Below are 22,845 nucleotides of genomic sequence, written 5' to 3'. Positions count from 1 at the left end.
ACCAAAACGACGTCCTGTCGTTCTTCTCTGAAAAGTCTGCGCTTTTTTTGGTCTGGCTCATGTATGTTTTGATTTTTTCCTGTAGTGACTGTTTGTTTGAATCATGCAAATATGGGAAGATAGCTGTATACACTACTTTAACGGAATAAGGAGGCTCCTTATGTTTACTCATATTTTAGTCGCAGCAGACGGATCCGAACACAGCTTCAGGGCATGTGAAAAAGCAGCAGAGCTTGCTTCATTAGCAGAGCGGAACGCCGTGGTTGAACTGCTTCATGTGGAAATGCGCAGCCGTTCTGTTACAGACGAGCTGGAGGATGAGAAACCTCACCCGCCGGCCGAGGAGCAGCAGGAGCTGTTTGATGAATATAAAAAAGTCGACATCGGCCCTGCAGAATGGAAGGAAACGGTTATTATGGAGCGGGAAAACGTCGCTTCCTCCATTATCGATTACACGAAAGAGTCCGGAGCGGATATTCTCGTAATCGGAAGCCGCGGACGCAGCTCGCTGCAGACGATGGTGCTTGGAAGCGTCAGTCACAAAGTCATGAAGTACGTCGAAGTTCCGGTTTTGATCGTTAAATAAGCGTTATAGTAAACGGTGCTGATTGGTGGTGCAAGAAACTGGAGAACGGATCCTTCCTGAAAACATGGAACCGGATCACCCTATGTGCCTCACACATGCAGCACGGTAGTACTTGGCACTTCCCTGGTTTCCAGCCGTGTACGAAACATTGCCTGCGGCAGCGGCTACGAAGCGAAACTTATGGCAAGGCTCAGGCAAAAACGGTTAGCTGAGCCCGTTCTCTCCAGAAACCGAGTGTCAGCAGATACAGGCAGATGCAACGTTATTCCCCTAAAATGACTATATCTACATTCTGAAAAGACCGTTCTCTGTGAATAGAGAGCGGTCTTTCGTTGATCAGGCATGCTTTTCCTGCAGGTTTTCTTCTTTCTTTGCTTGAGCATCCGGTGGAAAGAACAGCTTCCGGTCTCGCCGCAAGAAATAAAGCGACAAAAGAACAGCAAGAATATCGGCCGCGGGGAATGCAATCCAGACTCCCCAGACACCAATCACCGGTGCGAGAATCAGAACGAGCGGAATCAAAAACAGCACCTGCCTGGCCATCGATAGAATTAAAGCCGGCCTCGCTTTTCCAAGCGCCTGATAAAGGCCGCCGCTGATCACCTGGATGCCGATCACAAACGCGACAGCAAAAATAATTCGCAGCGCATCAACTCCTGCGTCGATCACAGCCTGATCCTGCGTAAATACTCGCATAAGCCAGTCCGGGATGACCATCGCTGCTCCAAATACGAGAAACGAAAACAGCGTTACGACTTTGAGAGAAAGCTTAATCGCCTCACTCATTCGTCCAAACTGCCGAGCCCCAAAGTTATAGCCGACGATCGGCTGCATCCCCTGTAGAATTCCCATCATCGGCATTAGCGTAATCATCGCGATTCGCTGCACAACACCAAATACCCCGACGTAAAATTCGCCGCCGTAGCGGATCAGCATCGCATTAATGACGATCATCATCACGCTTCCTGCTACCTGCCGGGCAAATGCCGGCATCCCAACGATAGAGACTTCCTTAATAATCCGCCAAACCGGCAGCATGAGAACTGGACGAATATGAAGGGAGCTTTTCCCGCTGATAAAATACTTTAACACCATAAAGGTTACGGAAGCCTGTGAAATGACAGTCGCAATAGCCGCTCCCTGCACTCCCATATTCAGCCAGATAATAAAAACTGGATCCAGAATGATGTTGAGCACAGACGGAATAATCATTGTGATCATCGCAAACCTGGCATTTCCCTCTGCGCGGATGACGGCGTTTGTCGTAAATGCAAATGTAAAAAAGATTGTCCCCATTGTAATTGGGAAAATATAGGAATATGCCATCGCCATAACGGTATCGCCTGCCCCAAACAGCTGGAGAACCGGGTTCAGCAGTGTATAGGAGCCGATCACGCCGATGACACCAATAAGTACAACGAGCATCATCATGTTACTAAATACATGATCTGCCTCTTTTTCTTTCCCGGCTCCGAGCCTTCTGGAAATAACAGAAGCACCACCCATGCCTAACGCCCCGGCAACAGCCATCATGACGATCATAAGCGGAAAAGCCAGCGTCACAGCAGCCACTCCGTCAATGCCGACCGCATAGGAAATAAAGATGGTATCGACCAGGTTGTACACGGACATCGCAAGCATTCCTGCAATTGCAGGAATAGAAAGTCGCTTCAGCAAGGCAGGGATCGGCTCAGATCCAAGCCTTGCACTTTGTTCTTTTTGGGAGCTCACCGGCCTTCCTCCTCACGGAACGACAGACGTATTTTCTCCAGCAGCCGCCGCATTTGTTTGTCCTCTTCAGCTGAAAGAGCACTGGTTATTTTCGACTCTGCATGTTCCAGTGCTGTCCACATCTCTTCTTCGATATGCATGCCTTTTTCCGTAAGAGAAATCACTCTGCTGCGCCGGTCTTCGCGGCTCTGCATTTTCCGAATCAGTTCTTTTTTCAGCATCGTTTCCAGCAGTCCGTTCATCGTTGATCCTTGCACATTCAGCCGCTGCATCAGCTCCGCCTGCGTCATACTGCCTTCTTTGTAAAGCAGAAACAGGATATTACTTTGAGAGCGTGTCAGCCCTAACCCTGAAAACTTACGATTAATATTGTTTTGAAGCATGTGTGCAGTCATACCAAGTTCGTAGGAAAGCAGTTTTTCTATGGGCTGATTCATTACCAGTCGTCCTCCATCGCAAATACTTCGTTCCCTAATATTACGATATACGAAGGAGTTCGTCAATCCATTTTCAGGAAACAGATGTACGACGAATAGAGCTGCCAGCCGGCAGCTCGTTATCAGGCTTTTGAAAAAGTCCGTCTGATTACCTAGTTACTCTTTTTTTATATCATCCTTCTTCGCTTCATCAGCCTGCCGCTCCGAAACAAAGCGGCAAAGAATTTTCCTCCTGCTCGCTGCTCCTAAGACGAATGCTGCGAAGCACCCGGGTCCCGCTCTATGAAAAAGACCCTGCACGAAGAAGGTTCTATGGGCACTTGCAGGCTCCTGCTAAAAACATCAGGTGTTTACCTTCTCTGCCAGCTGTCGAAACCAGAGAGCCTCGGCTCAGAATAAAGGGTAGACCCAGCGCTTCCGACAACCGGAGGAAAGCCAAACCCGTTTCCTCCGAAAAGAGCAGGTCCGCAGATGCAGACGGTGGCGAGGATAATCACCTCCGTTCCCACCGCCTTTTATTAAACAACATAGACAAACTGGCCGTTAGTAGCCATTTTCCTGATTAACCTGATTGACCGGAAGTATTTCCCCTTTTGTATAGGCGATTAAATTTGGTATTAAAATATCGCAGACGACCCGTTCGTTGTAAAATTCGGTTGAGCCTGCTGTGTGCGGAGAGATAAGTACGTTATCCATCTCCCAAAGCGGATTCGCTTCTGGAAGCGGCTCTTCTTGAAAAACGTCCAGTCCGGCTCCGCCGAGCTGCTTTTGTGCAAGTAATTCCGTCATTGCCGCTTCATCTACGGTGCCGCCCCGGCCTATGTTAATGAAAAAGGTCTGTTTTCCCATCAGTCGAAGTCGTGCCTCTGAAAAAAACTGTTCCGTATCTTTTGTCAGCGGCAGGGCATTGATGACAAAATCGGCCTTCGCAAGCCGCTGATCGGCTTCCTCCGGCGTGACGATTCTATCTGCATAATCTGACGGCGCTCCGCTTTTGCGAACGCCGGTAACATCCATTCGGAACGCTTTTGCGAGCCTTGCCGTTTCCTCTCCGATCGCTCCCATCCCGTATATCACGATTGAAGCTCCATGAATTTCATGCTTCAATCCAGCATGATGCCATTTCTTTTCAGTCTGCTGCTTTGCATAAGCAGACATGCGCCTTGTCCAGCCGAGCATAAAGGCAAAAATCGTTTCCGAAATGGGCGCGGCGTGGACTCCATTGGCACTTGAAATCTGAATTCCCTGCTTAAAGTATGTATCGAGTGGAAGATGGTCGACGCCTGCACTCCACGTTTGGATCCACTTCAGATGTTCTCCCGCATACTCCATCATGTCTGCCTTCCATCCAGCAGCTGCTTCTGCTTCCGGCATCCAAGGCTTCCACGTTTCTTCCTCCCGGCCGATAACCACATTCCAATCTGGGACTGCTTCTTTAATTTTCTTGATGAGCTCCTCCTGCAAATCCTGTGCAATGACGATCGTTCGCATAAATGGTCCTCCTCTAATGACTAGTCATTATACCTTTTCGATCAAAGACGGTTCTTTTCCTGCTTTTTGGAGGCTTCTGACGGAGCTGTTTCGCTAAACTGTCATAAAGCATTCATAATCACAGACGGGCTTCCGGTTTCTACCGTCTGTCGTTTCGCATATAATAGAAAACAGACTGTGTATGTTGCACCGCGATCTCGAGCATTCATATTTGAAAAGAGAGGTTTTGTGTATGTCATATAGTAAAATGCTGCTTATTACCGCTGCCGTCTTCGGTGTCATCGGTACGTTCATGGGTGGTCACATGGCCGGCTCAGGCGGACCTTCACTGCGTCCGATCCATGCTCACGTTCTGACTGCCGGCTGGCTGTCTTTATTCGCCTGGTCGATCTACTACAAAGTATACCGTCCTGGAAAAACGCTGCTTACCAAAATTCATGTATGGAGTGCCCTGATCGGAACCATTGGACTCTGCCTCGGCATGTATCTCTATATGATGGAGCCGTTTCCGCTCCCGGGAATAGTGACCCTGCTGTTCTATATCATCAGCGGATCTGTGCTGATGATCAGCTACTTTGTCTTTTTAATTATCGCTGTCCGAACGCCTGATGAGGATCCTGCTTAATTTGTCTATTACGCAGAAAACAGCCTCTGCCCGATGAATGGGCGGAGGCTGTTTAATTGTTAATCGGCATCGATCGCTTCAATTGCCTGCTTCACTGAACCATAGGTTTTTAAAGAGGATAAATCGATATCCAGCCCCCGTGTGTGCATTGCGACTTTTGGTGTGATGCCGGTGATGATCATCGTCACTCCTTTCAGCTTCATTAAATCACCAAGCTGAAAAATACCGACGACGGCTGCTTCATCCACTTCACGGAAACCGGAGAGATCCAAAATCAGCGTCTCAATCGCAGATCGGTCCAGTTCAGGAAGAATACGCTCCATGATAATGTTCATTCGCTTCTCATCAATGTTTCCGATAAGCGGCAGAACGGAAATCGTTTCTTTAATCGGCACAACTGGAGTGGAAAGGAGCTCAATTTCTTTATTATAGGAGGCAAGCTTTTCCTCTGCTTCTTTGAAATCGGTAATATCTTTTTGAATCCCGACGAAGTAGTACTGATCCTCTGATTCCAGATAAATCGGATCGATATGCAGCAGGTTCCAAAACGGCGTTCCGTCTTTTTTATAGTTAAGCAGTTCGACTGACACCGGCTCTTTTTCTTTAACTGCGCTGCGAATTTTATCGACTTCGCGCTGATCTGTCTTTTCACCCTGCAGAAACCGGCAGTTTTGACCGATGATGTCTTCCTGGGAATAGCCGGTCAACTTGGTGAATCCCTGGTTTGCGTAAATAATCGGGTTATCCGGCTGCTGCGGATCGCTGATGATAAAGACGAGCTGTGTCTTTTCGAGGATTTTATTTTTAAGTGCCTGTAAGTCCGTAACCACGTTATCGCTCCTTTGCTTCTGCTTCCGTTAAACGTGTCTCTATTGTACCCAACTTACAAACGCTTGAAAAGCCGGAGCTGATTATGCTTCCGGCTCTTGCAGAATATGATCACGCAGAACGAGCGAACAGGCTCCTCGCAGCGTACTGTTTTCCAGTGTTGATACATGAATATCTGTATCGGCAGCGTGCTTGGTCAGAAAGCGTGGATATGCAGCTTTACGCGCTGTTTCCATCAGCTGTTCGTTCCGGCTTAACCCGCCCCCGAAAACGACTGCACTCGGATTGAACGTATGCACAGCGTTCACAAGAGCATACCCAAGCCACGTGCCAATCTGCTTCAGTGCTTCAGCTGCAGCAGGATCGGTGCCTGCAGCGGCTGCAACGTCTGCGCCGGATGTGTAAGGCCTGTGCTCAGTCGCTTCATTTGCCTGCCGTACGAGCGCTTCAGCCGAAGCAAGCGTCTGCAGGCAGCCGCTTGCTCCGCATGAACACTGGACGCCGTTCGGATCGATGAGCGTGTGGCCGATTTCTCCAGCTATGCCGGAAGCACCTTCTGCGACTCTTCCGTTTTCCACGTAAGCCGCTCCCAACCCTCGACCAGCATTGATAAACAAAAAGGAATCATACGTGCGCCCCTTCCCGTACCACGATTCGGCCAGCGCCATTGCCTTCACGTCATTACAGGTGGAAATCGGGAGCCCAAAAGCTGTCTCCAGCGCATGCCGAAGCGGAACGCCCTTTATCCCATGAGCGGGGGCGTGAACCGAAACACCGCTGCGTCTGTCTACGATTCCATGTACGGCTGCGCCTATTCCAAGCACCGGTTCCGGTTCCTCACTCAAAAATTGATGCAGCAAAGAGGTAAGAAAGGAGAGAAAGGTGTTTTCCGTCACCTGCTCCGGGATGGCAATCGTCCTGCTCCGCAGCAGTACGGTGTCCAGCCCTGCTGACGCGATTCGCAGCTCGCTGGATCCAATATCAATACCGACAATCCGCTGGGCCCGGTTATTCATTTGCAGCAGGATCGGCTTTCGACCGCCGCTGGAGGCTCCTGCTTTCGTCTCACGCACGAGATTTTCCTGAAGCAGCGCCGTCACAATATTTGTAACGGATGCTGCGGTCAAACCTGTACGGTCGGCAATGCTCGCGCGTGAAATTCCTGACGTACTCTGTCGGATCGCCTGCAGCACCCGGCTTCTGTTTCGTGCTTTCATATGCTGAAAACTGCTCATCACCTATCCCCCTATTGCTGGATCGTCTGCATAAACCGTTGAAACGCGCGAATACCGGCATCGTCACGTTTAAACACGCCCGCATGACCTAAGATCTCTGCAAAGACAAGCCCCGTTTCTTCCTGCAGAAGCGTCTCCATTTCTTCCACGCTCGCGGTACGGCGTCCTTCCGAAACCTTCAGTGCCCAATCAGCGTGCTTTGCCGTGATCCCGTCATACAACGCCGATTCAGGGGAAACACCCGCTAGCTTTTCCGCAGTTTCACGAAGCTCCTGCTTCAGCCGACCTGGCAGTACGGCCAGCCCCATGACTTCGATCAGGCCGATATTTTCTTTTTTAATGTGATGCACATGCGCATGCGGATGAAATATACCGTCCGGATGATCGCTGGAGGTGCGGTTGTTCCGGAGCACAAGATCAAGTTCGAATGCCCTTCCGCGCCGTCTGGCAATCGGAGTGATTGTCTGATGGAGCGTTCCGTCTGTCTCTGCATAAATCCCTGCCGTTTCATCGCTGTAAGCACGCCAGCTGTTCAAAATGTGTTCTGCTGCTTTTTTGACTTCCGTACGATCGTCTCCCTGAAGCCGGACGACGGACATCGGCCATTTTACTCTGGCTGCAGTCACTCCTGTAAACTGTGGCAGTTCCATTGTTTCTTCTGCTTCAGCGCGGGCCATCGGAAACGTATAGCAGCCGGCCTGGTAATGATCGTGGCTCAAGATAGAGCCTCCGACGATAGGCAAGTCCGCATTGGAGCCTATAAAGTAGTGCGGGAACCGTTCAGTAAAAGCAAGCAGCCGGGTAAATGTGTCGCCGGTGATGACCATCGGCTCATGCTTCTCTTTCAGCACAATAGCATGTTCATGGTAGTAGACATATGGAGAAAATTGAAAATGCCACGCTTCTTCATTTAAGGTCACCGGAATTGTTCGCAGATTCTGCCTGGCAGGGTGATTAAGCCTACCTGCATAGCCTTCATTTTCTCTGCAAAGCAGGCAGAGCGGATAGGAAGAAGCCGGCTGGTGCTTAAGCTTTTCAATTTCAGCCGGATCTTTCTCCGGCTTCGATAAATTGATCGTCATATCAAGCGCACCGTATTCTGTATCCGTCTTCCAGGTTACATTCTTTTCAATACGCTTTGTCCGAATGTAATCAATCGCTTTGTTCCACTCGTAAAACCAGGCCGTAGCCTGTTCCGGGCTTTTCTCTTCCTCTTTGCCAAACCGGCTCGCGATCACAGAAGGCTTATCTGCAAAGACACCCATCAGCTTCGTATCAAACAAGTCTCGTTCCGTTACCGTATCATTTTCTATCCTGCCTTCATCCAGTGCCCATTTCAAGATATCCTCCATGATCGAATGAAGGTCCCGTTCTGCTGCGGATACCGGCTGTTCAAAATCAGCAATCTGCAGCTTCTCAAGCAGCTGATTCCGGCAGTAAACGTGATCTTCTTTCTCAATCAGCTTTTTTCTGACAGCCCATGCCGTCAATTCTTCCACTAATCGGCTGATGTTCATTCAGTTTTCCTCCCCGTAGCCATTCGGATGCTTTTGGTGCCACTCCCACGCTGTTTTTACGATCGTGTGCAAGTCAGCATACTTCGGCTTCCAGCCCAGTACGGATGCTGCTTTCTCGGAGGAAGCAACCAGCTCTGCCGGATCTCCCGCCCGGCGCGGAGCTATTTCCCGGGAAATAGGACGTCCCGTTACATGTTCAGCAGCATCAATCACCTGCTTCACACTGAAGCCGCTGCCGTTGCCAAGGTTAAACGTATCTGACGATTTGCCGTTGCGCAGGTGCTGCAGCGCCTGAATGTGAGCTTGAATCAGATCCTCGACGTGAATATAATCGCGGATGCAGGTGCCGTCATCTGTTGGATAATCATCTCCGAAAATCATGATTTTCTCGCGCTGTCCGAGCGCCGTCTGCAGAATAATTGGAATCAGGTGGGTTTCCGGATCATGATCTTCTCCAATATCAACGGTCGTATGCGCCCCTGCTACATTGAAGTAGCGCAGCACGACGTACTCCATGTCATAGGCCTGCCGGCACCAGTGCAGCATTTGTTCGATCGCAAGTTTCGTCTGACCGTACGTGTTGCCCGGCTTTGTGGGGGCCGACTCTGTGATCGGTACAGATTCCGGTTCCCCATATACAGCGGCCGTTGACGAGAATACGATATGCTGAACACGATGCTGCTTCATCACCTTCATCAGGCTGATGGCGCCGCCTACGTTATTGTCGTAGTAGTCAAGCGGCTTTTCCATGCTGACACCGACGAGCGAATCTGCGGCAAAATGCATCACAGCATCTATCGATTCCGATGCAAACATGGCCTCAAGGGCTTGTTCATCACGGAGATCGACGTGATAAAAAGCAGCCTGATCCGGCACTGCTCCCCGATGACCGGTCTGCAGGTTATCTGCTACTACTACCTCTTCACCCGCTTCCAGCAACGCTGCAACAGCATGGCTTCCAATGTATCCTGCTCCTCCACAAACGAGTACACTCATTTTATGCCTCTCCCTTCCATTTTCCGGCTCCTCCGCCGATATCTGTTACATAAAATGCCGGTTTCCAGCCGACCGCTGCCTGATAAGTATTTCCAATGCGCTCAAGCGTTTCCTGCAAGCCCTGCTGCTTAACAACCGCAATTGCACAGCCGCCAAATCCTGCTCCTGTCATTCTTGCTCCAAGAACACCTTCCTCTGCCCAGGCAGCCTCAACGAGTGCATCCAGATGCTCTCCTGTCACTTCATAATCCTGTTTCAGCGATTGATGTGAGGCATTCAGCAGTTTGGCGAACCCATCAACGTCACCATCCACAAGCTTTGCATGCGCCTCTTTCGTGCGCTGCTGCTCGGTTACGGCATGGCGGGCACGTGCATATTCTACCTTAGAAAGATGACCTGCCTTTTCCTCAAGCATTTCCGGCGGCACTTCACACAAATATGCGGGTGCTCCATTCTCCTGCAGATTCATTAACGCGGATTTGCATTCTTCCCTGCGCTGATTGTACGCCGAGTCTGCAAGCTCTCTTCGCTTATTTGTATTCATAATCACGAGGACGTTGTCCTGCAGATCAAGCGGGGCATACGATACGTCCAGCGTTCTTGTATCGAGCAGCATCGCCTGCTTTTCTTTACCGTTAGCGATTGCGAACGGGTCCATAATACCGCAGTTAACTCCAAGGTAATCGTTCTCTGCCTGCTGTGCCAATTTACTCAGGGTAACCTGATCGAGTCCGAGCTCGTTATATGCGTTTAGCACGGTACCAATCAGGACATTAAATGAAGCTGAAGAAGAAAGCCCTGCACCGTTCGGGATGGTTCCCTCTACAACCGCGCGAAATCCGTGAACACGGCGTCCTGTTTCAGCCTCGATGACCGCTGTCATAGCCCGAATAAAATCTGTCCATCCGCCCTGCAGCTCTACCTTCCCACCGAGATGAATCGTTTGTATGCCATCATCCGGAAAATTGATCGAATACATTTCTACTTTTCGCTCTTCCAGAGGAGAAACCGCTGCGTAAGTTCCGATTGTCAGCGCAGCTGGAAACACGAGTCCTCCATTGTAATCAATGTGTTCTCCTATTAAGTTTACTCTTCCCGGTGAAAAATAAACCGCGTCTGCACGCTCGCGAAACAATTCTTCATATGTTTTCTCTACTGTTGTCATGAGGACACCCCTTTATTAATTAATTTAATTAAGTATCTTTATCGTAGCATGATTCCAGTCATCGCACAACCTGACACGAAAATCTTCATCGTTCATAATCGTTCAAAAGCAATCACTCCTCTTTATTTTCTGCTGATATTTCTGTCTGCATCCAGCTATTCAGCAGCATGTATCTATACTGACCTCAGCGGATCAAAAGGAAAATGAATGTTTTTGAATGTTTTTGAAATAAAATGATTGATTTTGATTGTTTCATGTTTTATACTCAATGTAATCCCTTACATGGAGGCGGAAACAATGCTGACATACGAACGGCACGACACAATTCTTGAACTGCTCCGGCAGCGGCGGACAGTGAAATTGACAGATTTGACAGAAGCAACCGGTGCTTCAGAATCTACAATCCGGCGTGACCTGAGTGAACTTGAAGATGCACAAAAATTAAAGCGTATACACGGTGGTGCCTCTCTTCCTTCCAGGAAGTCGGATGAACCAACGATGCTCGATAAAAAAACAGTTTTCGCCGAAGAAAAACAGCGAATCGGCAGACTGGCCGCTTCCTTTATTGAAGACGGTGATTCCGTCTACCTCGATGCCGGAACCTCAACGGAGGCGATGCTTCCTTATATTGAGGCAAAGGAGATCGTTATCGTTACAAACGGCCTGAACATTGTAGAGCCTGCTCTCAAGCGAGGATTTCGCACTTACGTTCTCGGCGGCTACGTCAAATCGGGAACGCTTGCTTTTATCGGCAGGACAGCCGCTGAATCACTGAAGCAGTATCGGTTCGATAAAGCATTTCTCGGCACAAACGGAGTCGACCCGGAATTTGGCTTTTCCACTCCGGACCCGGAAGAAGCTGCTATTAAACAGCTCGCATTGGAAGCGTCCCAAGAGGCGTTTGTACTCGCAGATGCGTCCAAGCTGCAGCAGACATCCTTTTCGCGTTTTGCCTCCATTCACGACGCTGCACTGATTACGGAGATAAAAGCTGATACAGAACTGTTTCTCGAGCAGCTGAGTGAGCATACTACGATTGAAGGAGTGAAGCCATGATTTACACCGTCACCCTTAACCCGTCGATTGACTGCTTTATGGAACTGCCGGAGCTGGTCGAAGGTGCTACAAACCGCGCTACCGAGCAGCGGATGATTCCAGGCGGGAAAGGCATAAACGTCTCCCGCGTGCTGCACCGGTTTGGCATTGCCTCAACGCTGCTCGGTTTTACAGCAGGATTTACCGGCGCCTTTTTAAAGGAAGAGCTTGCTGCAGAGGGCTTGCGCACCCATTTTACTGACACACCTGGTATGACACGAATCAATATGAAACTCAAGACCGCAAAGGAAACCGAGGTTAATGGCCCTTCTCAAGCTATCAGTGAGGAACATGTCCATCAGCTGCTTGCCGGACTAGATTCAGCGGAGGAACATGATCTGCTCGTTCTTTCCGGAAGTCTTCCACCGTCACTCCCGTCTGAAACGTACCGGATGATAGCTGAAAAGCTCACGCTTCGAACGGTGATCGATACAAGCGGTGTGCCGCTGCAAAAAGCGCTCTCGGCCAGGCCGTATCTGATTAAGCCGAATATCGATGAACTGACCGCCCTGTACGGCCAGGAATCAGCGGATACACCAGGAGCTGTACGTTTGGCGAAAAAAGCTGTTGCCGATGGTGCAAAAAATGTTCTCGTCTCCCGTGGAGCTGAATCCGCCCTGCTCGTTTCCGCCGAACGTGTGCTGGAAGCAGCTGTTCCAACCGGAACGATCCACTCTACTGTTGGAGCAGGTGATTCGATGGTTGCCGGATTTCTCGCGGGGCTGGAGAACGGTCTTGCACCTGAAGAAGCATTCCGCTGGAGCATCGCTGCCGGTTCTGCCACGGCATTTTCAGAATCCCTTTGCACGAAAGAGCATGTTGAAGATCTGCTGCCGTCCGTCTCTGTTCACGAATATAAGGAGGAATCGGTATGAAAATCACAGAGTTGCTCACAGTTGAAACAATTGTACTGGATTTGACAGCTGACTCAAAAGACGGCGTCATCGATGAGCTAACGGCCAAACTGGATCAGGCAGGCAACCTGAATGATCCTGCTGCCTTCAAAGCAGCCATTCACGAGCGGGAGTCACAAAGCTCGACCGGTATTGGCGAAGGGGTCGCGATCCCTCACGCAAAAACGAAAGCTGTGTCACGCCCTGCGATCGTTTTCGGCCGCTCCAAAGCGGGAATCGACTATGATTCTCTCGATGCTCAGCCGGCTCACTTATTCTTCATGATCGCAGCCAGCGAAGGAGCGAACCAAACTCACCTTCAAGCATTGTCCCGCCTTTCCACACTGCTTATGGACGAGTCCTTCCGAGAAGAGCTGATGACCGTTTCCTCGGAAGAAGATTTACTTGCAGCAGTTGACCGGAAAGAAACGGAAAAGCTTGCTGAAGAGGATCCAAAGGAAGCATCCGGAGACCGCCCGTATTTTCTCGCTGTCACAGGCTGCCCGACCGGAATTGCACACACGTACATGGCGGCAGACGGCTTAAAAGCTGCTGCTGAAAAGCTCGGCTACGATATTAAAGTAGAAACAAACGGCTCAGACGGTGTACGCAACACGCTGACCGCAGAAGATATTGAAAAAGCAGACGCGGTGATCATCGCGGCGGACACGCGGGTGGAAACTGACAGGTTCGATGGCAAGCCTTTACTGAAAGCGCCGGTAGCCGCAGGCATCCGCAAGCCGGAGAAGTTGTTGCAGGAAGCACCTGATGCACCTGTGCACCAGGCAGCCGGCGGCGGAGAGCGCCAGGCCGCTTCTGCATCGGGTCTTGGCTCAGCTAAATCGGCAGGTGCCGCGTTTTACAAGCACTTGATGAGCGGTGTATCAAACATGCTGCCATTTATCGTCGGCGGCGGTATCCTGATCGCTCTTTCCTTCTTCTTTGAGAATCCGGAAAATCAAGAGATGACTTGGTTTGGAGAAGTTCTGATGACGATCGGCGGTGCCAATGCCTTCTTCTTCATCGTACCAGTGCTTGCAGGCTTCATCGCTTACAGCATCGCAGACCGTCCCGGTTTTGCTGCCGGTATGGTCGGCGGTCTCATGGCTCACAATGGCGACGCCGGTTTCCTCGGCGGGATTGTAGCCGGTTTTCTTGCAGGTTATCTCGTACTTGGCATCCGTCGTTTGTTCAGCTTTATGCCTGCTTCACTTGAAGGCATTAAAACGATTTTGATTCTCCCGCTGTTTGGTATCTTTACAACCGGGTTCATTATGTACTTCCTCGTCGTACCGATGGCAGCCGTGCAAGGTGGCCTCGTCAGCTGGCTCGGCGATATGCAGACAGGCAACTTCGTCATTCTCGGAATCATTCTCGGCGGGATGATGGCAGTCGACATGGGCGGCCCGATCAACAAATCCGCCTATGCATTCGGACTCGCTATGATCGACGCCGGACTGTATGCACCGATTGCCGCTATTATGGCGGGAGGTATGGTTCCGCCGCTCGGTATTGCACTGGCTACGACGTTTTTCAAGCGAAAGTTCACGAAGGAGCAGCGTGACTCCGGACGCACAAACTACATTCTTGGAGCTTCGTTTATTACGGAAGGAGCGATTCCTTTCGCAGCAGCTGATCCGCTGCGGGTAATCCCTTCGCTCATCGCCGGCTCTGCCGTAGCAGGCGGACTGTCCATGTTTTTCGGTGCCGCTTCTGAAGCACCGCACGGAGGCGTGTTCGTTATCCCGATCATGACGCAGCCGGTTCTATATGTAGTCGCCATATTAATTGGCTCACTTGTTACAGCAGGACTGCTTGCGATTCTGAAAAAGGACATCGATCAAGTTCCTGCCGCAGGAGCTCCTGCCCCGCAGAAAAAAACAGCTTAAAACGAGACGAGCCGCCCGGGTTGGGCGGCTCGTATTCATTTTCTTGTCACGTGCCTCGCATGTATTTGTCCATTCGTTTGTCATCCTTATTTTCCTTTACGACAAGGATCGCGTGAATCATGCCTGGTATATAGAAAAACAGGGTTAATACGAGGTTAATCAGTGCCTGAATCGGTTTCCCTGCTAGAAGGACCGCTACAGGCGGCAGTAAAATGGCAAGCAGCCACATCATAAGACGTCATCCTTTCTGATTTCAATATCCCGGACTACTTATCTTCCCCGGGAAGTCTGCCTCGTAAACGGTTGCGGGGATGTTGCCGTTGCGGAAGGTCGTCGGCCGTGATGCCCACTTTGGCACGGAAAACAGATTCTTTCTTCAAGACCGGTCGTCCCTTTCCGATACCGACCTGCTTTTCCTCAGAACGAATGACGGTTGAGTGGTCCTGGGTTTTTAAGTCGGATACGAGCTGCTTCATATCACGGAATAAGTCGCGCTTCCTCACTGTACCCCTCCTTTTTACGAATCGTATTGTTGTTCTTTACCCGTTTTTGACTGGATTGAAGCAGTGGAACAGGTGGTTCCGGCACTTTCAATGATGCAGGATACGTGGGTCATATGGGTGAACACTGCTGAGAACCACTCTTGCAAATGATTGCAGGAGATTGTTAATCTGAAAGCACGTTACGCAACGCTTGCGAAGACTCAAGTTGTTTTATTCGTTATAACAGCCTGTTACGTTCACGGCCGGTATCTTTCGGCGCTCAAACCATCAGCCTCCTGCTTCCCCTTATGTCGTAATCAAAAAAAAAACGGAACCGGTCATCCCCGGTTCCGCTCTTATGTTCCTGTGCTTACGCCCACCACATGTCCGCAGGCTTTTCACGAATGAGTACGCTGTTGACGTTATCAGCGGCGCGCTGAAAGCCTTCATCAATAGACATAATCGGATCTTCGTGCTCAATGCTGACAACATAATCGTAGCCGTACGTACGCAACGCACTGATCATATCCGACCATTCCTGCATGCTGTGCCCGCATCCGACAGACCGGAACGACCAGGCGCGTGTCTGCACCTCGCTGTATGGCTGCATATCGGTCAGACCGTACATGTTTACGTTATCCTGATCAATGTACGTGTCTTTCGCATGGAAGTGATGGATCGCATCTGCTTTTCCAAGTATTTTGATCGCAGCTACCGGATCGATGCCCTGCCACCAGAGATGGCTCGGGTCGAGATTGGCGCCAATCGCAGGAGAAGTTGCTTCTCTCAGCTTCAGCATCGTGTGCGGCGAATGGACGAGAAAGCCTCCGTGCAGCTCGATGCCGATTTTAATACCGTGTTCTTCTGCGTAAGCGCCGAGTTCTTTCCAGCATGGGATCAGCTTTTCTTCCCACTGCCACTTCAAAATGTCGCCGTATTCAGCCGGCCAAGGGGCTACCGGCCAGTTTGGCAGCTTAGCTCCTTCGTGATCACCGGCAGTACCGGAAAAGCCGTTGACAACCGGCACGCCGACTAATGACGCCAGCTTAATGGTCTTTTTCATGACTTCTACTGATTCTTTTGCAAAGGCTTCATTAGGATCAATCGGGTTCCCGTGACAGCTGAATGCACTGATCATCAAGCCGCGGTCCTCCACCTTCTTCATGTACTCATTTCGCTTATCTTCGCTTTCCAGTAGGCCGTCCAGATCGCAGTGCGCGTTTCCCGGGTAACCGCCCGTGCCGATTTCCACTGCTTCCAATCCGGCAGCTTTGACATAATCGAGCATGTCCTCAAAAGACTTGTCTCCGAACAGAACCGTAAATACGCCAGATTTCATGCAAATCTCCTCCTCGATTTAGACGAAAATCATGAAGCATTTCCGTCTTTCATTTCTATCAGCCTTATGACTGGTTAATCCTCCAGTGAGATGCTGCGTCCTTCCACGCTGCTTCTGTAAATCGCATCAACAATCTGCTGCACGTAAAGCGCGTCCTCCGGCTTAATGATCAGTGTTCCATCACCGCGGCAGGCATCAATAAAATTCTGCAGCTGAAACAGTCCCGGGTCCGCTTCTCCCGGCACCCAGTTCGGGGTACTGTCGAGCAGCATCCCGTGCTTCGCCTGGTTAACCTCGAGCGGGAACAGATCAACGCCTCCCGTATCACCGGATATCGACACATATTCTTTATCTTCTTTTACGTTTGCGGCCCATGATGTTTCAAACAGCATCGTTGCCCCGTTATCAAAACGGATATATGCCGTGACGTGATCATCGACTTCGAATGTCGTATGATCAACACGCCCCCATTCGTTTATCTGGTCCGGCATCCGGCTCAGCTTATTGTACGTGTTCCCGCTGACTTCAACCGGCTTTGGACTGCCCAGCAGCCATAAGGATAAATCCAGGAAATGACAGCCAAAATCAATCAAGCTGCCTCCTCCCTGGAGCTCTTTATTGGTGAACACGCCCCAGCCGGGTACTTTTCGACGGCGCAGCGCCTGCACTCTTGCCACCATCGGCGCTCCGATTTCTCCAGCCTCGACGAGCTTTTTAGCAGCCTGGCTCTCTTTCATCGAGCGGTAGTGATAAGCAATCATCAGCTGTTTTCCGCTCCGTCTGGACGCTTCCAGCATGCTTGCGCCTTCCTCCGCTGTCATCGCCATCGGCTTCTCACACATGACGTGCACGCCCGCATCGAGGGCAGCAATCGCAGCTTCCGCGTGAAATTTATTGGGTGTACAAATAATGACAGCGTCTACTTTTGGCAGCACATCGCGAAAGTCATCCGTGACAAGCGGCTGGTGAAACGAGACCGCTGCCTGCCTGGCTGTTTCCAGGTTGATGTCACAGACGGCTGTTACTTCCACTTCATGCTTTAGCTCCAGCAGGACGGGGATATGACGGTGACGGGCAATTCCGCCGGCCCCGATTAATCCAATGCGTAAACGGTTCATGCGTATCCTCCTCAGCCCAAGTCCAGATCGACGATTGTTTTTGATTCGTTTGCTTCCAGTGCGCCAAGAATAACTTCCAGCGATTTCTTCCCTTCTTCACCAGGAATGGCAGGTTCCTCATCTGCCTGGATTGAGCTGACAAACGAATCGATTACGCCGGAGTTTGTCTGACCGCCGCTCTCGTTCGTTTGAATGCCGCCCAGTTCGAACCTCGCTTTCTCACCGTCCACATAATCAATCACCACGTTGTACTGCGGATCGTCTTCCAGCTTCATGATGCCCTTTTCAGCGTATATAACTGTCGCATTATCCTCTCCGGCTGTGTAGGACCAGCTTGCAGCAAGCGTTCCGATGATTCCTGTTCCAGTCCGGAGAATGCATACTGCCGTATCGTCGACCGTGCTGTGGTCTTTGGCGCTCGTTTCGATAAACGAGCCGACGCTCGTAAAGTCTTCGCCGAGAATAAACCGGAGCAGGTCTGTCTTGTGAACACCAAGGTCGCCCATGGCGCCAATAAACGCTTCATCCTTTTTAAAGAACCAGCTGTCTGCGCCATCAGCACTCCATCCTTCCGGTCCGCCGTGCCCAAACGCCGTTCGAAAGCTGTAAATTTTACCAAGCTCGCCGCGCGCGATCATGTCCCGTGCCCGCTGATGGGAAGGAACAAACCGCTGATTATGCGCAATCATCAGCCACTTGCGCGCATTTTTAGCTGCTTCAATCATGTCATCTGCTTCCTTGCTGGATGTCGCCATCGGTTTTTCGCAAAGAACATGCACGCCTGCGTTCAACGCTGCAATCGAAACTGGTGCGTGCAGGTAGTTCGGAGTGCAGACGCTGACGATATCAATATCTTCGCGCTCCAGCATTTCCTGATAGTCTGTGTAAGCCATCGCATCGAACATACTGCCAAGCTCTTCGGCCCGCTCTTGATTGATATCGCATACCGCAGTAAGCGTCACCTCCGGGTTTGCCGCATATTCCGGCAGGTGCCGATATTTTGCAATACTTCCACATCCAATAACTGCTGCTTTTAACATTTATTCGTCCTCCTCTTTAGATGAGATTGGTTCAAGCGCTTCGGGATGATGGCCGTATACCGGCTTTTCACCGGCATGGCGTGCTGCCCACCCTGCTGCATTTTTGATGACCTGCTGCACATCCGGGTGATAGTACGTTGGATAGGTTTCGTGCCCCGGCCGGAAATAGACGATCTTTCCGCTTCCGCGCCGGAACGTGCAGAGACTGCGAAAGACTTCTCCGCCTTCAAACCAGCTGACCATCACCAGCTCATCAGGCACCGGAATGTCAAAATGCTCTCCGTACATTTCTTCCTTTTCCAGTTCAATATGAGAGCCGATTCCTTTCGTCAGAGGATGCGTCGGATCGACGACCCAGATGCGTTCCTTCTCATCCGCCTCCCGCCACTTTAAATCGCAGCCGGTCCCCATCAGGCGCTGAAACACCTTTGAGAAGTGTCCGGAATGCAGCACGACAAGGCCCATGCCGTTCCAGACGCGCTCCTGCACTTTCGCTGCTATTTCATCGCTTACTTCCTCATGGGCTTTATGTCCCCACCAGATCAGGACGTCGGTTTTATCAAGCACTTCATCTGTTAATCCGTGCTCAGGTTCATCAAGAACCGCCGTGCTGATCGACTCATACTCTTCCGCTAAAAAGCTGCGGATGGCTTCATGGATGCCGTCCGGATAGATGTTCTGCACTTCCGGGTTTTCTTTTTCATGACGGTATTCGTTCCAAATTGTAATATGCATCGAACCACTCCTTTAGCTATTGTGACGCGCTTCCTATGTCAGGCGGCGCTGTGGATTCTCGGATGATCAAGCTGACATCCAGCACTTCAGGCTCCGGACTTCCGCCCTTCATCGCTTCAAGCAGCTTCCCGGCTGCTGCATCTCCTTTCAACTGAATCTGCTGCCGAATCGTCGTTAAAGAAGGAATGCTGTACCGGCTTGAATGAATGTCATCAAATCCAGCTACGGACAGATCATCCGGCACCCGGATTCCTCGTTCATAAAGGGCCCGTATCAGACCTTGAGCAATGATATCCGAGGTGCAGAATACAGCTGTTGCATCCGTTGCAGACACGCGCTCTGCAGCTTCATATCCGCTTAAAAAACTATGAGAATGAGGCGTTTCAACCGGATTCATAGGCTGAATCCCAGCCTCTTTGCACGCTCGCTCATAGCCGGTATACCGGTAATGTTCGACCGGATTGTGCAAGTTGGTACCGGTAAACAGAATCCGTGAATGGCCAAGTTCCGCCAGATGACAGGTGGCAAGGTAGGCCCCCTTCTCATCTTCAATATTGACAGACGGATACCTGTCCGTATGTTCCTCATACGTATCAATCAGAACGGCCGGCACATCGATACTGCGCATTTCGTCGTAAATCTCTTTCGGAAATAATCCGAAAAACAACAGACCGTCAAGCTTACGCTTGTGCACCCAGGTCCGGTAGTGCTCCGGCCTGGACAAACCGGTCAGCAGAACATCAAATCCGCTTTCGCGCGCACGTTGTTCAACTGCACTGATCATCTCATTATAGTAAGTATTTTCACGCATCACATGTGCAATCGACTGATTAACAAGCGGCAATATTATCCCTATCAGCTGCGAGCGCTGACGGGTAAGCGAAACAGCTGTGAAATCCGGTTCATAGCCAAGTTCCTCAATGGACATCAATACCCGCTCTTTCGTCGATTGAGACACTTTTTTCACATCATTCAGCACATAAGAGACGGAAGCCTTGGAAACGCCGGCATGCCGCGCTACATCTGTAATAGTTGGTCGTTTTTTCATCATGGCTCCCTTCCGCATCTATGCTGCAGGTTAACCGGTTCACTAAGCAACTGCTCTTATCATATCGGCTAATGGAAACGCTGTCAATCACAAATGCGGACAGCCGGCTGATGGCTTGTCCGCAACGTACGTGTCTATTCGATTTTCTAGGCCTTTAAAAGGGAAACGTCAATCTCTGCGCCTGAAACCTGGACTGAGCCATATCAGAAGCAGACTGAGCAGGAGCCCGGCCGAAGCGGAGGCAGTTAAAATCGTTGTAATTGGCAGATCGGCAGCAACCAGCATCGTAATCAGTCCGAACGCGATTGGTTCAAATCCGCTTGCTGCCAGCGTAATAATGCTCATCACGCGTCCCAGCTTCGCTTTTTCTGTTTGTTCCTGCACCATCGTAACAACAGGCAAATAGACGAACATAGCTGCAAACCCTGCTGCGGCTGTTAAACCTACAAGCATCGGCATCGCCTCTGAGCGGCTGAAGAGCAGAAAGAGCAAAAACGTCAGTGCAAGCGATAGAAACACGAGGCGGCCCCGCTTACGCTTCAGGTTCCAAATGACAAGAACAACGCTTGCTGTAAACGTTCCTGCTGCAAGACCCCCTTCCAACAGACTCAGTTCAAGCGGGGTACCGCCAAGTGCACTGACGATAATCGGAAAGCTGATGATGATCGGACCGATCATAAATAAGTTCAGCACGACAATCGTAAGCGTGCCGGTCCGGTGAAGTTCAGATCCTTTCACATAGCGCAGTCCTTCCACTAAGTCTGTGAGCGCCGACTGGCCATCTGTGCGCTTATCCGGCCGCGGGTCTTTAATGAACGGAGGGAAGACGAGCACTGTCGAAACAGCTATCAAAATCGCAGCCCCCGAAAACGTGAGGGTGAAGTCACCGATGTACAGCAGCAGCCCTGCAATGATCGGTCCTATAATAAACATCATTTCAGTCGATCCCTGGAACAGTGAATTAGCACGCTGAAGCTCCGCATCTCTGACAATGATAGGAATCATCGAAGACACTGCCGGAAAGAAAAACGCGTCGAGGAATCCGAACACGAGTGCGATAATGACTAGTGCCGTAACTGTCAGCCAATCGTTCACGTAAAGAATAATCATGGCAGCCATAACGCATACCTGCAGAAAATTGGTGACAAACATGATATTCGACTTGCGTATTTTGTCTGCTAAAATCCCGCCGTAAATCATCATGATAACCCTTGGAATGGACACACTCATCATAACGATTCCTAAAACAGCCGGATCTTGCAGTTCGTCGACGATGAACCAGGAAATAGAGAGAAAAAACATGGAAAATCCAAGCATAATGGTGAGGCCTGACATCCAGACGAGTAAAAAAGCCCGGTTTTTATGTAAAGGTGGTGTCGTCATGGCTGCTGGCCTTCTTTCCTTCTAATTTTTCTACTGCTGCACATCTATCATTATGGTAAGATAATAAAAGATCGATACGAAAGGACGTTCGCCATGCGTTATTATACACACCTCTCGACGGCATGTGCGGCAGCGCTTGCCGTTGATCATTATACGGCTTTTTCATTCACAGAAACAGCCCCAGCTTTTACCGCGGCCGGTCTGATGCTTGGCGCCGTTTTCCCGGACATCGATGAAACGACCTCCTGGATCGGCAGACGCTCAAGAGGGCTGGCCTTCTGGGTAAAGCTATTGTTCGGCCACCGCGGCCTGACTCACTCCGGTATTGCAGCCCTCGTCGCCGTGCTTGTTCTGCTTCGGTTTGATCACGCCTTTATTGAAGCTTTCTGTTTTGGCTTTGTTGCTCATCTCACCGGGGATTTGTTTTCCAGAAGCGGCATTCCATTATTCTACCCTCTGACGAGAAAACGCACGAGTCTTCCTGTTTACCGGACCGGCTCTTGGGTTGAAATGCTTCTCTTTATCGCATCACTCGTTTATATTGCTTATTTCTTATTTTAACAGAATATGTTTTGTTTAAGTTTGTTCGTTTAGGGAATGAGGTCAGTGACAGAATACCCTGTCTTGAAAGGAGAATGTTTCATGGGATTGGTCGTTCATTCATCGAGGCTTACTTTAAAAGCTCTTTCTCTCGACCTTTTCCCTCATTTGCGACAGGCTAACTATTTTCCAGCTCATCTTGACGCTCATTTACAAGGGTTACGGATGAACTCGGCCTGCTACGGCTGGGGCCCTTGGATAATTTATTTGCGGGATTCAGATGAGGTAATTGGAGATATCGGATTTAAAGGGAAGCCGGACAACTGGCATACAGTGGAAGTCGGCTACGGAATCAGAAAGCCTTATCGCTTACAGGGATATGCAACTGAAGCACTTGAAGCGATATTAAACTATTGCTTTCAATTAACAGAAGTGACCAGAGTGACTGCGGAATGCCGACACGATAACCTGGGCTCCATCCGCGTCCTGGAAAATAATCACTTGTTCCCGGAGACGGAGCATTTACAAATGGTGAACTGGCAGCTTACGAAGAACCAGTACTTTTCCAAACGCAATGCGCTCGCTGCCTCTTCTGATACTGGAAGCTAAAAACCGCAGAGCAGTTAAAAGCAGCCTCTCCTCTTATGGATCAGGCTCTTTTTTATGGCACTC

23 protein-coding genes are annotated in these 22,845 nt (G+C 50.3%); 7 read left to right on the top strand and 16 right to left on the bottom strand.

What is annotated here, in order from left to right; genetic code table 11:
• The first annotated feature begins 160 nt into the window (after window positions 1-160).
• Window positions 161-586, top strand: coding sequence for a universal stress protein (locus tag ACFO4L_RS06205; RefSeq protein WP_377908829.1), 426 nt, complete (start codon window positions 161-163; stop codon window positions 584-586).
• A 336-nt stretch (window positions 587-922) separates the two neighbouring features.
• Here the strand turns inward: ACFO4L_RS06205 and ACFO4L_RS06200 are convergent, their stop codons facing one another.
• From ACFO4L_RS06200 to ACFO4L_RS06190, 3 genes are all read right to left on the bottom strand, one after another.
• Complete coding sequence (locus tag ACFO4L_RS06200; protein ID WP_377908828.1) at window positions 923-2,317, bottom strand: MATE family efflux transporter; 1,395 nt, start codon at window positions 2,315-2,317, stop codon at window positions 923-925.
• Window positions 2,314-2,754: a MarR family winged helix-turn-helix transcriptional regulator gene (locus tag ACFO4L_RS06195; protein WP_377908827.1), complete on the bottom strand. Its 441-nt coding sequence runs from the start codon at window positions 2,752-2,754 to the stop codon at window positions 2,314-2,316. Before ACFO4L_RS06195 ends, ACFO4L_RS06200 begins: the two co-directional genes overlap by 4 nt.
• 543 nt (window positions 2,755-3,297) lie before the next feature.
• Window positions 3,298-4,245, bottom strand: a complete 948-nt coding sequence (locus ACFO4L_RS06190; RefSeq protein ID WP_377908826.1) for a D-2-hydroxyacid dehydrogenase — start codon at window positions 4,243-4,245, stop codon at window positions 3,298-3,300.
• Between the two features lie 232 nt (window positions 4,246-4,477).
• Here ACFO4L_RS06190 and ACFO4L_RS06185 point away from each other — a divergent pair, with 232 nt between their 5' ends.
• On the top strand, window positions 4,478-4,870 hold the full coding sequence (locus ACFO4L_RS06185; RefSeq protein ID WP_377908825.1) for a hypothetical protein: 393 nt from the start codon (window positions 4,478-4,480) through the stop codon (window positions 4,868-4,870).
• Window positions 4,871-4,929: 59 nt separating this feature from the next.
• On the opposite strand, the gene ytvA is transcribed toward ACFO4L_RS06185, so the two are convergent.
• The 5 genes from ytvA to ACFO4L_RS06160 form a co-directional block, all read right to left on the bottom strand.
• Window positions 4,930-5,700, bottom strand: a complete 771-nt coding sequence (gene ytvA / locus ACFO4L_RS06180; protein ID WP_377908824.1) for a YtvA family blue-light photoreceptor — start codon at window positions 5,698-5,700, stop codon at window positions 4,930-4,932.
• Window positions 5,701-5,781: 81 nt separating this feature from the next.
• On the bottom strand, window positions 5,782-6,933 hold the full coding sequence (locus ACFO4L_RS06175) for an ROK family transcriptional regulator (protein WP_377908823.1): 1,152 nt from the start codon (window positions 6,931-6,933) through the stop codon (window positions 5,782-5,784).
• 11 nt (window positions 6,934-6,944) lie between these two features.
• A complete protein-coding gene (gene galT, locus ACFO4L_RS06170) occupies window positions 6,945-8,450 on the bottom strand; it encodes a UDP-glucose--hexose-1-phosphate uridylyltransferase (protein WP_377908822.1) in 1,506 nt (501 codons plus the stop codon).
• On the bottom strand, window positions 8,451-9,446 hold the full coding sequence (galE, locus tag ACFO4L_RS06165) for a UDP-glucose 4-epimerase GalE (protein WP_377908821.1): 996 nt from the start codon (window positions 9,444-9,446) through the stop codon (window positions 8,451-8,453).
• 1 nt (window position 9,447) lies between these two features.
• Window positions 9,448-10,611 (bottom strand): galactokinase, encoded by a 1,164-nt coding sequence (locus ACFO4L_RS06160; RefSeq protein WP_377908820.1) that lies wholly within the window; start codon window positions 10,609-10,611, stop codon window positions 9,448-9,450.
• Between the two features lie 297 nt (window positions 10,612-10,908).
• Between ACFO4L_RS06160 and ACFO4L_RS06155 the strand changes: the two genes are divergently transcribed.
• Genes ACFO4L_RS06155 through ACFO4L_RS06145 form a run of 3 tightly spaced genes read left to right on the top strand, consistent with a single transcriptional unit; the run spans window position 10,909 to window position 14,488 of the window.
• Window positions 10,909-11,667: a DeoR/GlpR family DNA-binding transcription regulator gene (locus ACFO4L_RS06155; RefSeq protein WP_377908819.1), complete on the top strand. Its 759-nt coding sequence runs from the start codon at window positions 10,909-10,911 to the stop codon at window positions 11,665-11,667.
• Window positions 11,664-12,581, top strand: coding sequence for a 1-phosphofructokinase (pfkB, locus tag ACFO4L_RS06150; RefSeq protein ID WP_377908818.1), 918 nt, complete (start codon window positions 11,664-11,666; stop codon window positions 12,579-12,581). The genes ACFO4L_RS06155 and pfkB overlap by 4 nt, the downstream gene beginning before the upstream one ends.
• Window positions 12,578-14,488, top strand: coding sequence for a PTS fructose transporter subunit IIABC (locus tag ACFO4L_RS06145; RefSeq protein ID WP_377908817.1), 1,911 nt, complete (start codon window positions 12,578-12,580; stop codon window positions 14,486-14,488). Before pfkB ends, ACFO4L_RS06145 begins: the two co-directional genes overlap by 4 nt.
• Window positions 14,489-14,534: 46 nt before the next feature.
• Here ACFO4L_RS06145 and ACFO4L_RS06140 read toward each other — a convergent pair whose 3' ends face one another.
• The 8 genes from ACFO4L_RS06140 to ACFO4L_RS06105 all read right to left on the bottom strand — a co-directional run bounded on the left by ACFO4L_RS06140 (window position 14,535) and on the right by ACFO4L_RS06105 (window position 21,633).
• Complete coding sequence (locus ACFO4L_RS06140; protein WP_168009538.1) at window positions 14,535-14,720, bottom strand: YqaE/Pmp3 family membrane protein; 186 nt, start codon at window positions 14,718-14,720, stop codon at window positions 14,535-14,537.
• 34 nt (window positions 14,721-14,754) lie between these two features.
• Window positions 14,755-14,991 (bottom strand): hypothetical protein, encoded by a 237-nt coding sequence (locus tag ACFO4L_RS06135; RefSeq protein ID WP_377908816.1) that lies wholly within the window; start codon window positions 14,989-14,991, stop codon window positions 14,755-14,757.
• Between the two features lie 349 nt (window positions 14,992-15,340).
• The gene (locus tag ACFO4L_RS06130; RefSeq protein ID WP_377908815.1) at window positions 15,341-16,309 is read right to left on the bottom strand and encodes a sugar phosphate isomerase/epimerase family protein; all 969 of its coding nucleotides are present in this window, start codon (window positions 16,307-16,309) and stop codon (window positions 15,341-15,343) included.
• 74 nt (window positions 16,310-16,383) lie between these two features.
• Window positions 16,384-17,427, bottom strand: a complete 1,044-nt coding sequence (locus ACFO4L_RS06125; protein ID WP_377908814.1) for a Gfo/Idh/MocA family protein — start codon at window positions 17,425-17,427, stop codon at window positions 16,384-16,386.
• Between the two features lie 11 nt (window positions 17,428-17,438).
• Window positions 17,439-18,467 (bottom strand): Gfo/Idh/MocA family protein, encoded by a 1,029-nt coding sequence (locus tag ACFO4L_RS06120; protein WP_377908813.1) that lies wholly within the window; start codon window positions 18,465-18,467, stop codon window positions 17,439-17,441.
• Window positions 18,468-19,202: a ThuA domain-containing protein gene (locus ACFO4L_RS06115; RefSeq protein WP_377908812.1), complete on the bottom strand. Its 735-nt coding sequence runs from the start codon at window positions 19,200-19,202 to the stop codon at window positions 18,468-18,470.
• Window positions 19,203-19,218: 16 nt separating this feature from the next.
• A complete protein-coding gene (locus ACFO4L_RS06110; protein ID WP_377908811.1) occupies window positions 19,219-20,250 on the bottom strand; it encodes a LacI family DNA-binding transcriptional regulator in 1,032 nt (343 codons plus the stop codon).
• A gap of 168 nt (window positions 20,251-20,418) precedes the next feature.
• On the bottom strand, window positions 20,419-21,633 hold the full coding sequence (locus ACFO4L_RS06105) for an MFS transporter (protein ID WP_377908810.1): 1,215 nt from the start codon (window positions 21,631-21,633) through the stop codon (window positions 20,419-20,421).
• Between the two features lie 93 nt (window positions 21,634-21,726).
• Between ACFO4L_RS06105 and ACFO4L_RS06100 the strand changes: the two genes are divergently transcribed.
• A complete protein-coding gene (locus ACFO4L_RS06100; RefSeq protein ID WP_377908809.1) occupies window positions 21,727-22,194 on the top strand; it encodes a metal-dependent hydrolase in 468 nt (155 codons plus the stop codon).
• A gap of 81 nt (window positions 22,195-22,275) precedes the next feature.
• Complete coding sequence (locus tag ACFO4L_RS06095) at window positions 22,276-22,782, top strand: GNAT family N-acetyltransferase (RefSeq protein WP_377908808.1); 507 nt, start codon at window positions 22,276-22,278, stop codon at window positions 22,780-22,782.
• Window positions 22,783-22,845 lie beyond the last annotated feature (63 nt).

The sequence above is a fragment of the Bacillus daqingensis genome (assembly GCF_042654445.1).
Classification (GTDB): domain Bacteria; phylum Bacillota; class Bacilli; order Bacillales; family Salisediminibacteriaceae; genus Alkalicoccus; species Alkalicoccus luteus.
This window is presented reverse-complemented; position numbering and strand designations above follow the sequence as displayed.

What these genes read in the sequence shown, in the direction of transcription:
- ACFO4L_RS06205 (WP_377908829.1), top strand. Translation starts at nt 161, where the DNA reads ATGTTTACTCATATTTTAGTCGCAGCAGACGGATCCGAACACAGCTTC.
- ACFO4L_RS06195 (WP_377908827.1), bottom strand. Translation starts at nt 2,754, where the DNA reads ATGAATCAGCCCATAGAAAAACTGCTTTCCTACGAACTTGGTATGACT.
- ACFO4L_RS06190 (WP_377908826.1), bottom strand. Translation starts at nt 4,245, where the DNA reads ATGCGAACGATCGTCATTGCACAGGATTTGCAGGAGGAGCTCATCAAG.
- ACFO4L_RS06185 (WP_377908825.1), top strand. Translation starts at nt 4,478, where the DNA reads ATGTCATATAGTAAAATGCTGCTTATTACCGCTGCCGTCTTCGGTGTC.
- ACFO4L_RS06175 (WP_377908823.1), bottom strand. Translation starts at nt 6,933, where the DNA reads ATGAGCAGTTTTCAGCATATGAAAGCACGAAACAGAAGCCGGGTGCTG.
- galT (WP_377908822.1), bottom strand. Translation starts at nt 8,450, where the DNA reads ATGAACATCAGCCGATTAGTGGAAGAATTGACGGCATGGGCTGTCAGA.
- galE (WP_377908821.1), bottom strand. Translation starts at nt 9,446, where the DNA reads ATGAGTGTACTCGTTTGTGGAGGAGCAGGATACATTGGAAGCCATGCT.
- ACFO4L_RS06160 (WP_377908820.1), bottom strand. Translation starts at nt 10,611, where the DNA reads ATGACAACAGTAGAGAAAACATATGAAGAATTGTTTCGCGAGCGTGCA.
- ACFO4L_RS06155 (WP_377908819.1), top strand. Translation starts at nt 10,909, where the DNA reads ATGCTGACATACGAACGGCACGACACAATTCTTGAACTGCTCCGGCAG.
- pfkB (WP_377908818.1), top strand. Translation starts at nt 11,664, where the DNA reads ATGATTTACACCGTCACCCTTAACCCGTCGATTGACTGCTTTATGGAA.
- ACFO4L_RS06145 (WP_377908817.1), top strand. Translation starts at nt 12,578, where the DNA reads ATGAAAATCACAGAGTTGCTCACAGTTGAAACAATTGTACTGGATTTG.
- ACFO4L_RS06140 (WP_168009538.1), bottom strand. Translation starts at nt 14,720, where the DNA reads ATGATGTGGCTGCTTGCCATTTTACTGCCGCCTGTAGCGGTCCTTCTA.
- ACFO4L_RS06130 (WP_377908815.1), bottom strand. Translation starts at nt 16,309, where the DNA reads ATGAAATCTGGCGTATTTACGGTTCTGTTCGGAGACAAGTCTTTTGAG.
- ACFO4L_RS06125 (WP_377908814.1), bottom strand. Translation starts at nt 17,427, where the DNA reads ATGAACCGTTTACGCATTGGATTAATCGGGGCCGGCGGAATTGCCCGT.
- ACFO4L_RS06120 (WP_377908813.1), bottom strand. Translation starts at nt 18,467, where the DNA reads ATGTTAAAAGCAGCAGTTATTGGATGTGGAAGTATTGCAAAATATCGG.
- ACFO4L_RS06115 (WP_377908812.1), bottom strand. Translation starts at nt 19,202, where the DNA reads ATGCATATTACAATTTGGAACGAATACCGTCATGAAAAAGAAAACCCG.
- ACFO4L_RS06110 (WP_377908811.1), bottom strand. Translation starts at nt 20,250, where the DNA reads ATGAAAAAACGACCAACTATTACAGATGTAGCGCGGCATGCCGGCGTT.
- ACFO4L_RS06105 (WP_377908810.1), bottom strand. Translation starts at nt 21,633, where the DNA reads ATGACGACACCACCTTTACATAAAAACCGGGCTTTTTTACTCGTCTGG.
- ACFO4L_RS06100 (WP_377908809.1), top strand. Translation starts at nt 21,727, where the DNA reads ATGCGTTATTATACACACCTCTCGACGGCATGTGCGGCAGCGCTTGCC.
- ACFO4L_RS06095 (WP_377908808.1), top strand. Translation starts at nt 22,276, where the DNA reads ATGGGATTGGTCGTTCATTCATCGAGGCTTACTTTAAAAGCTCTTTCT.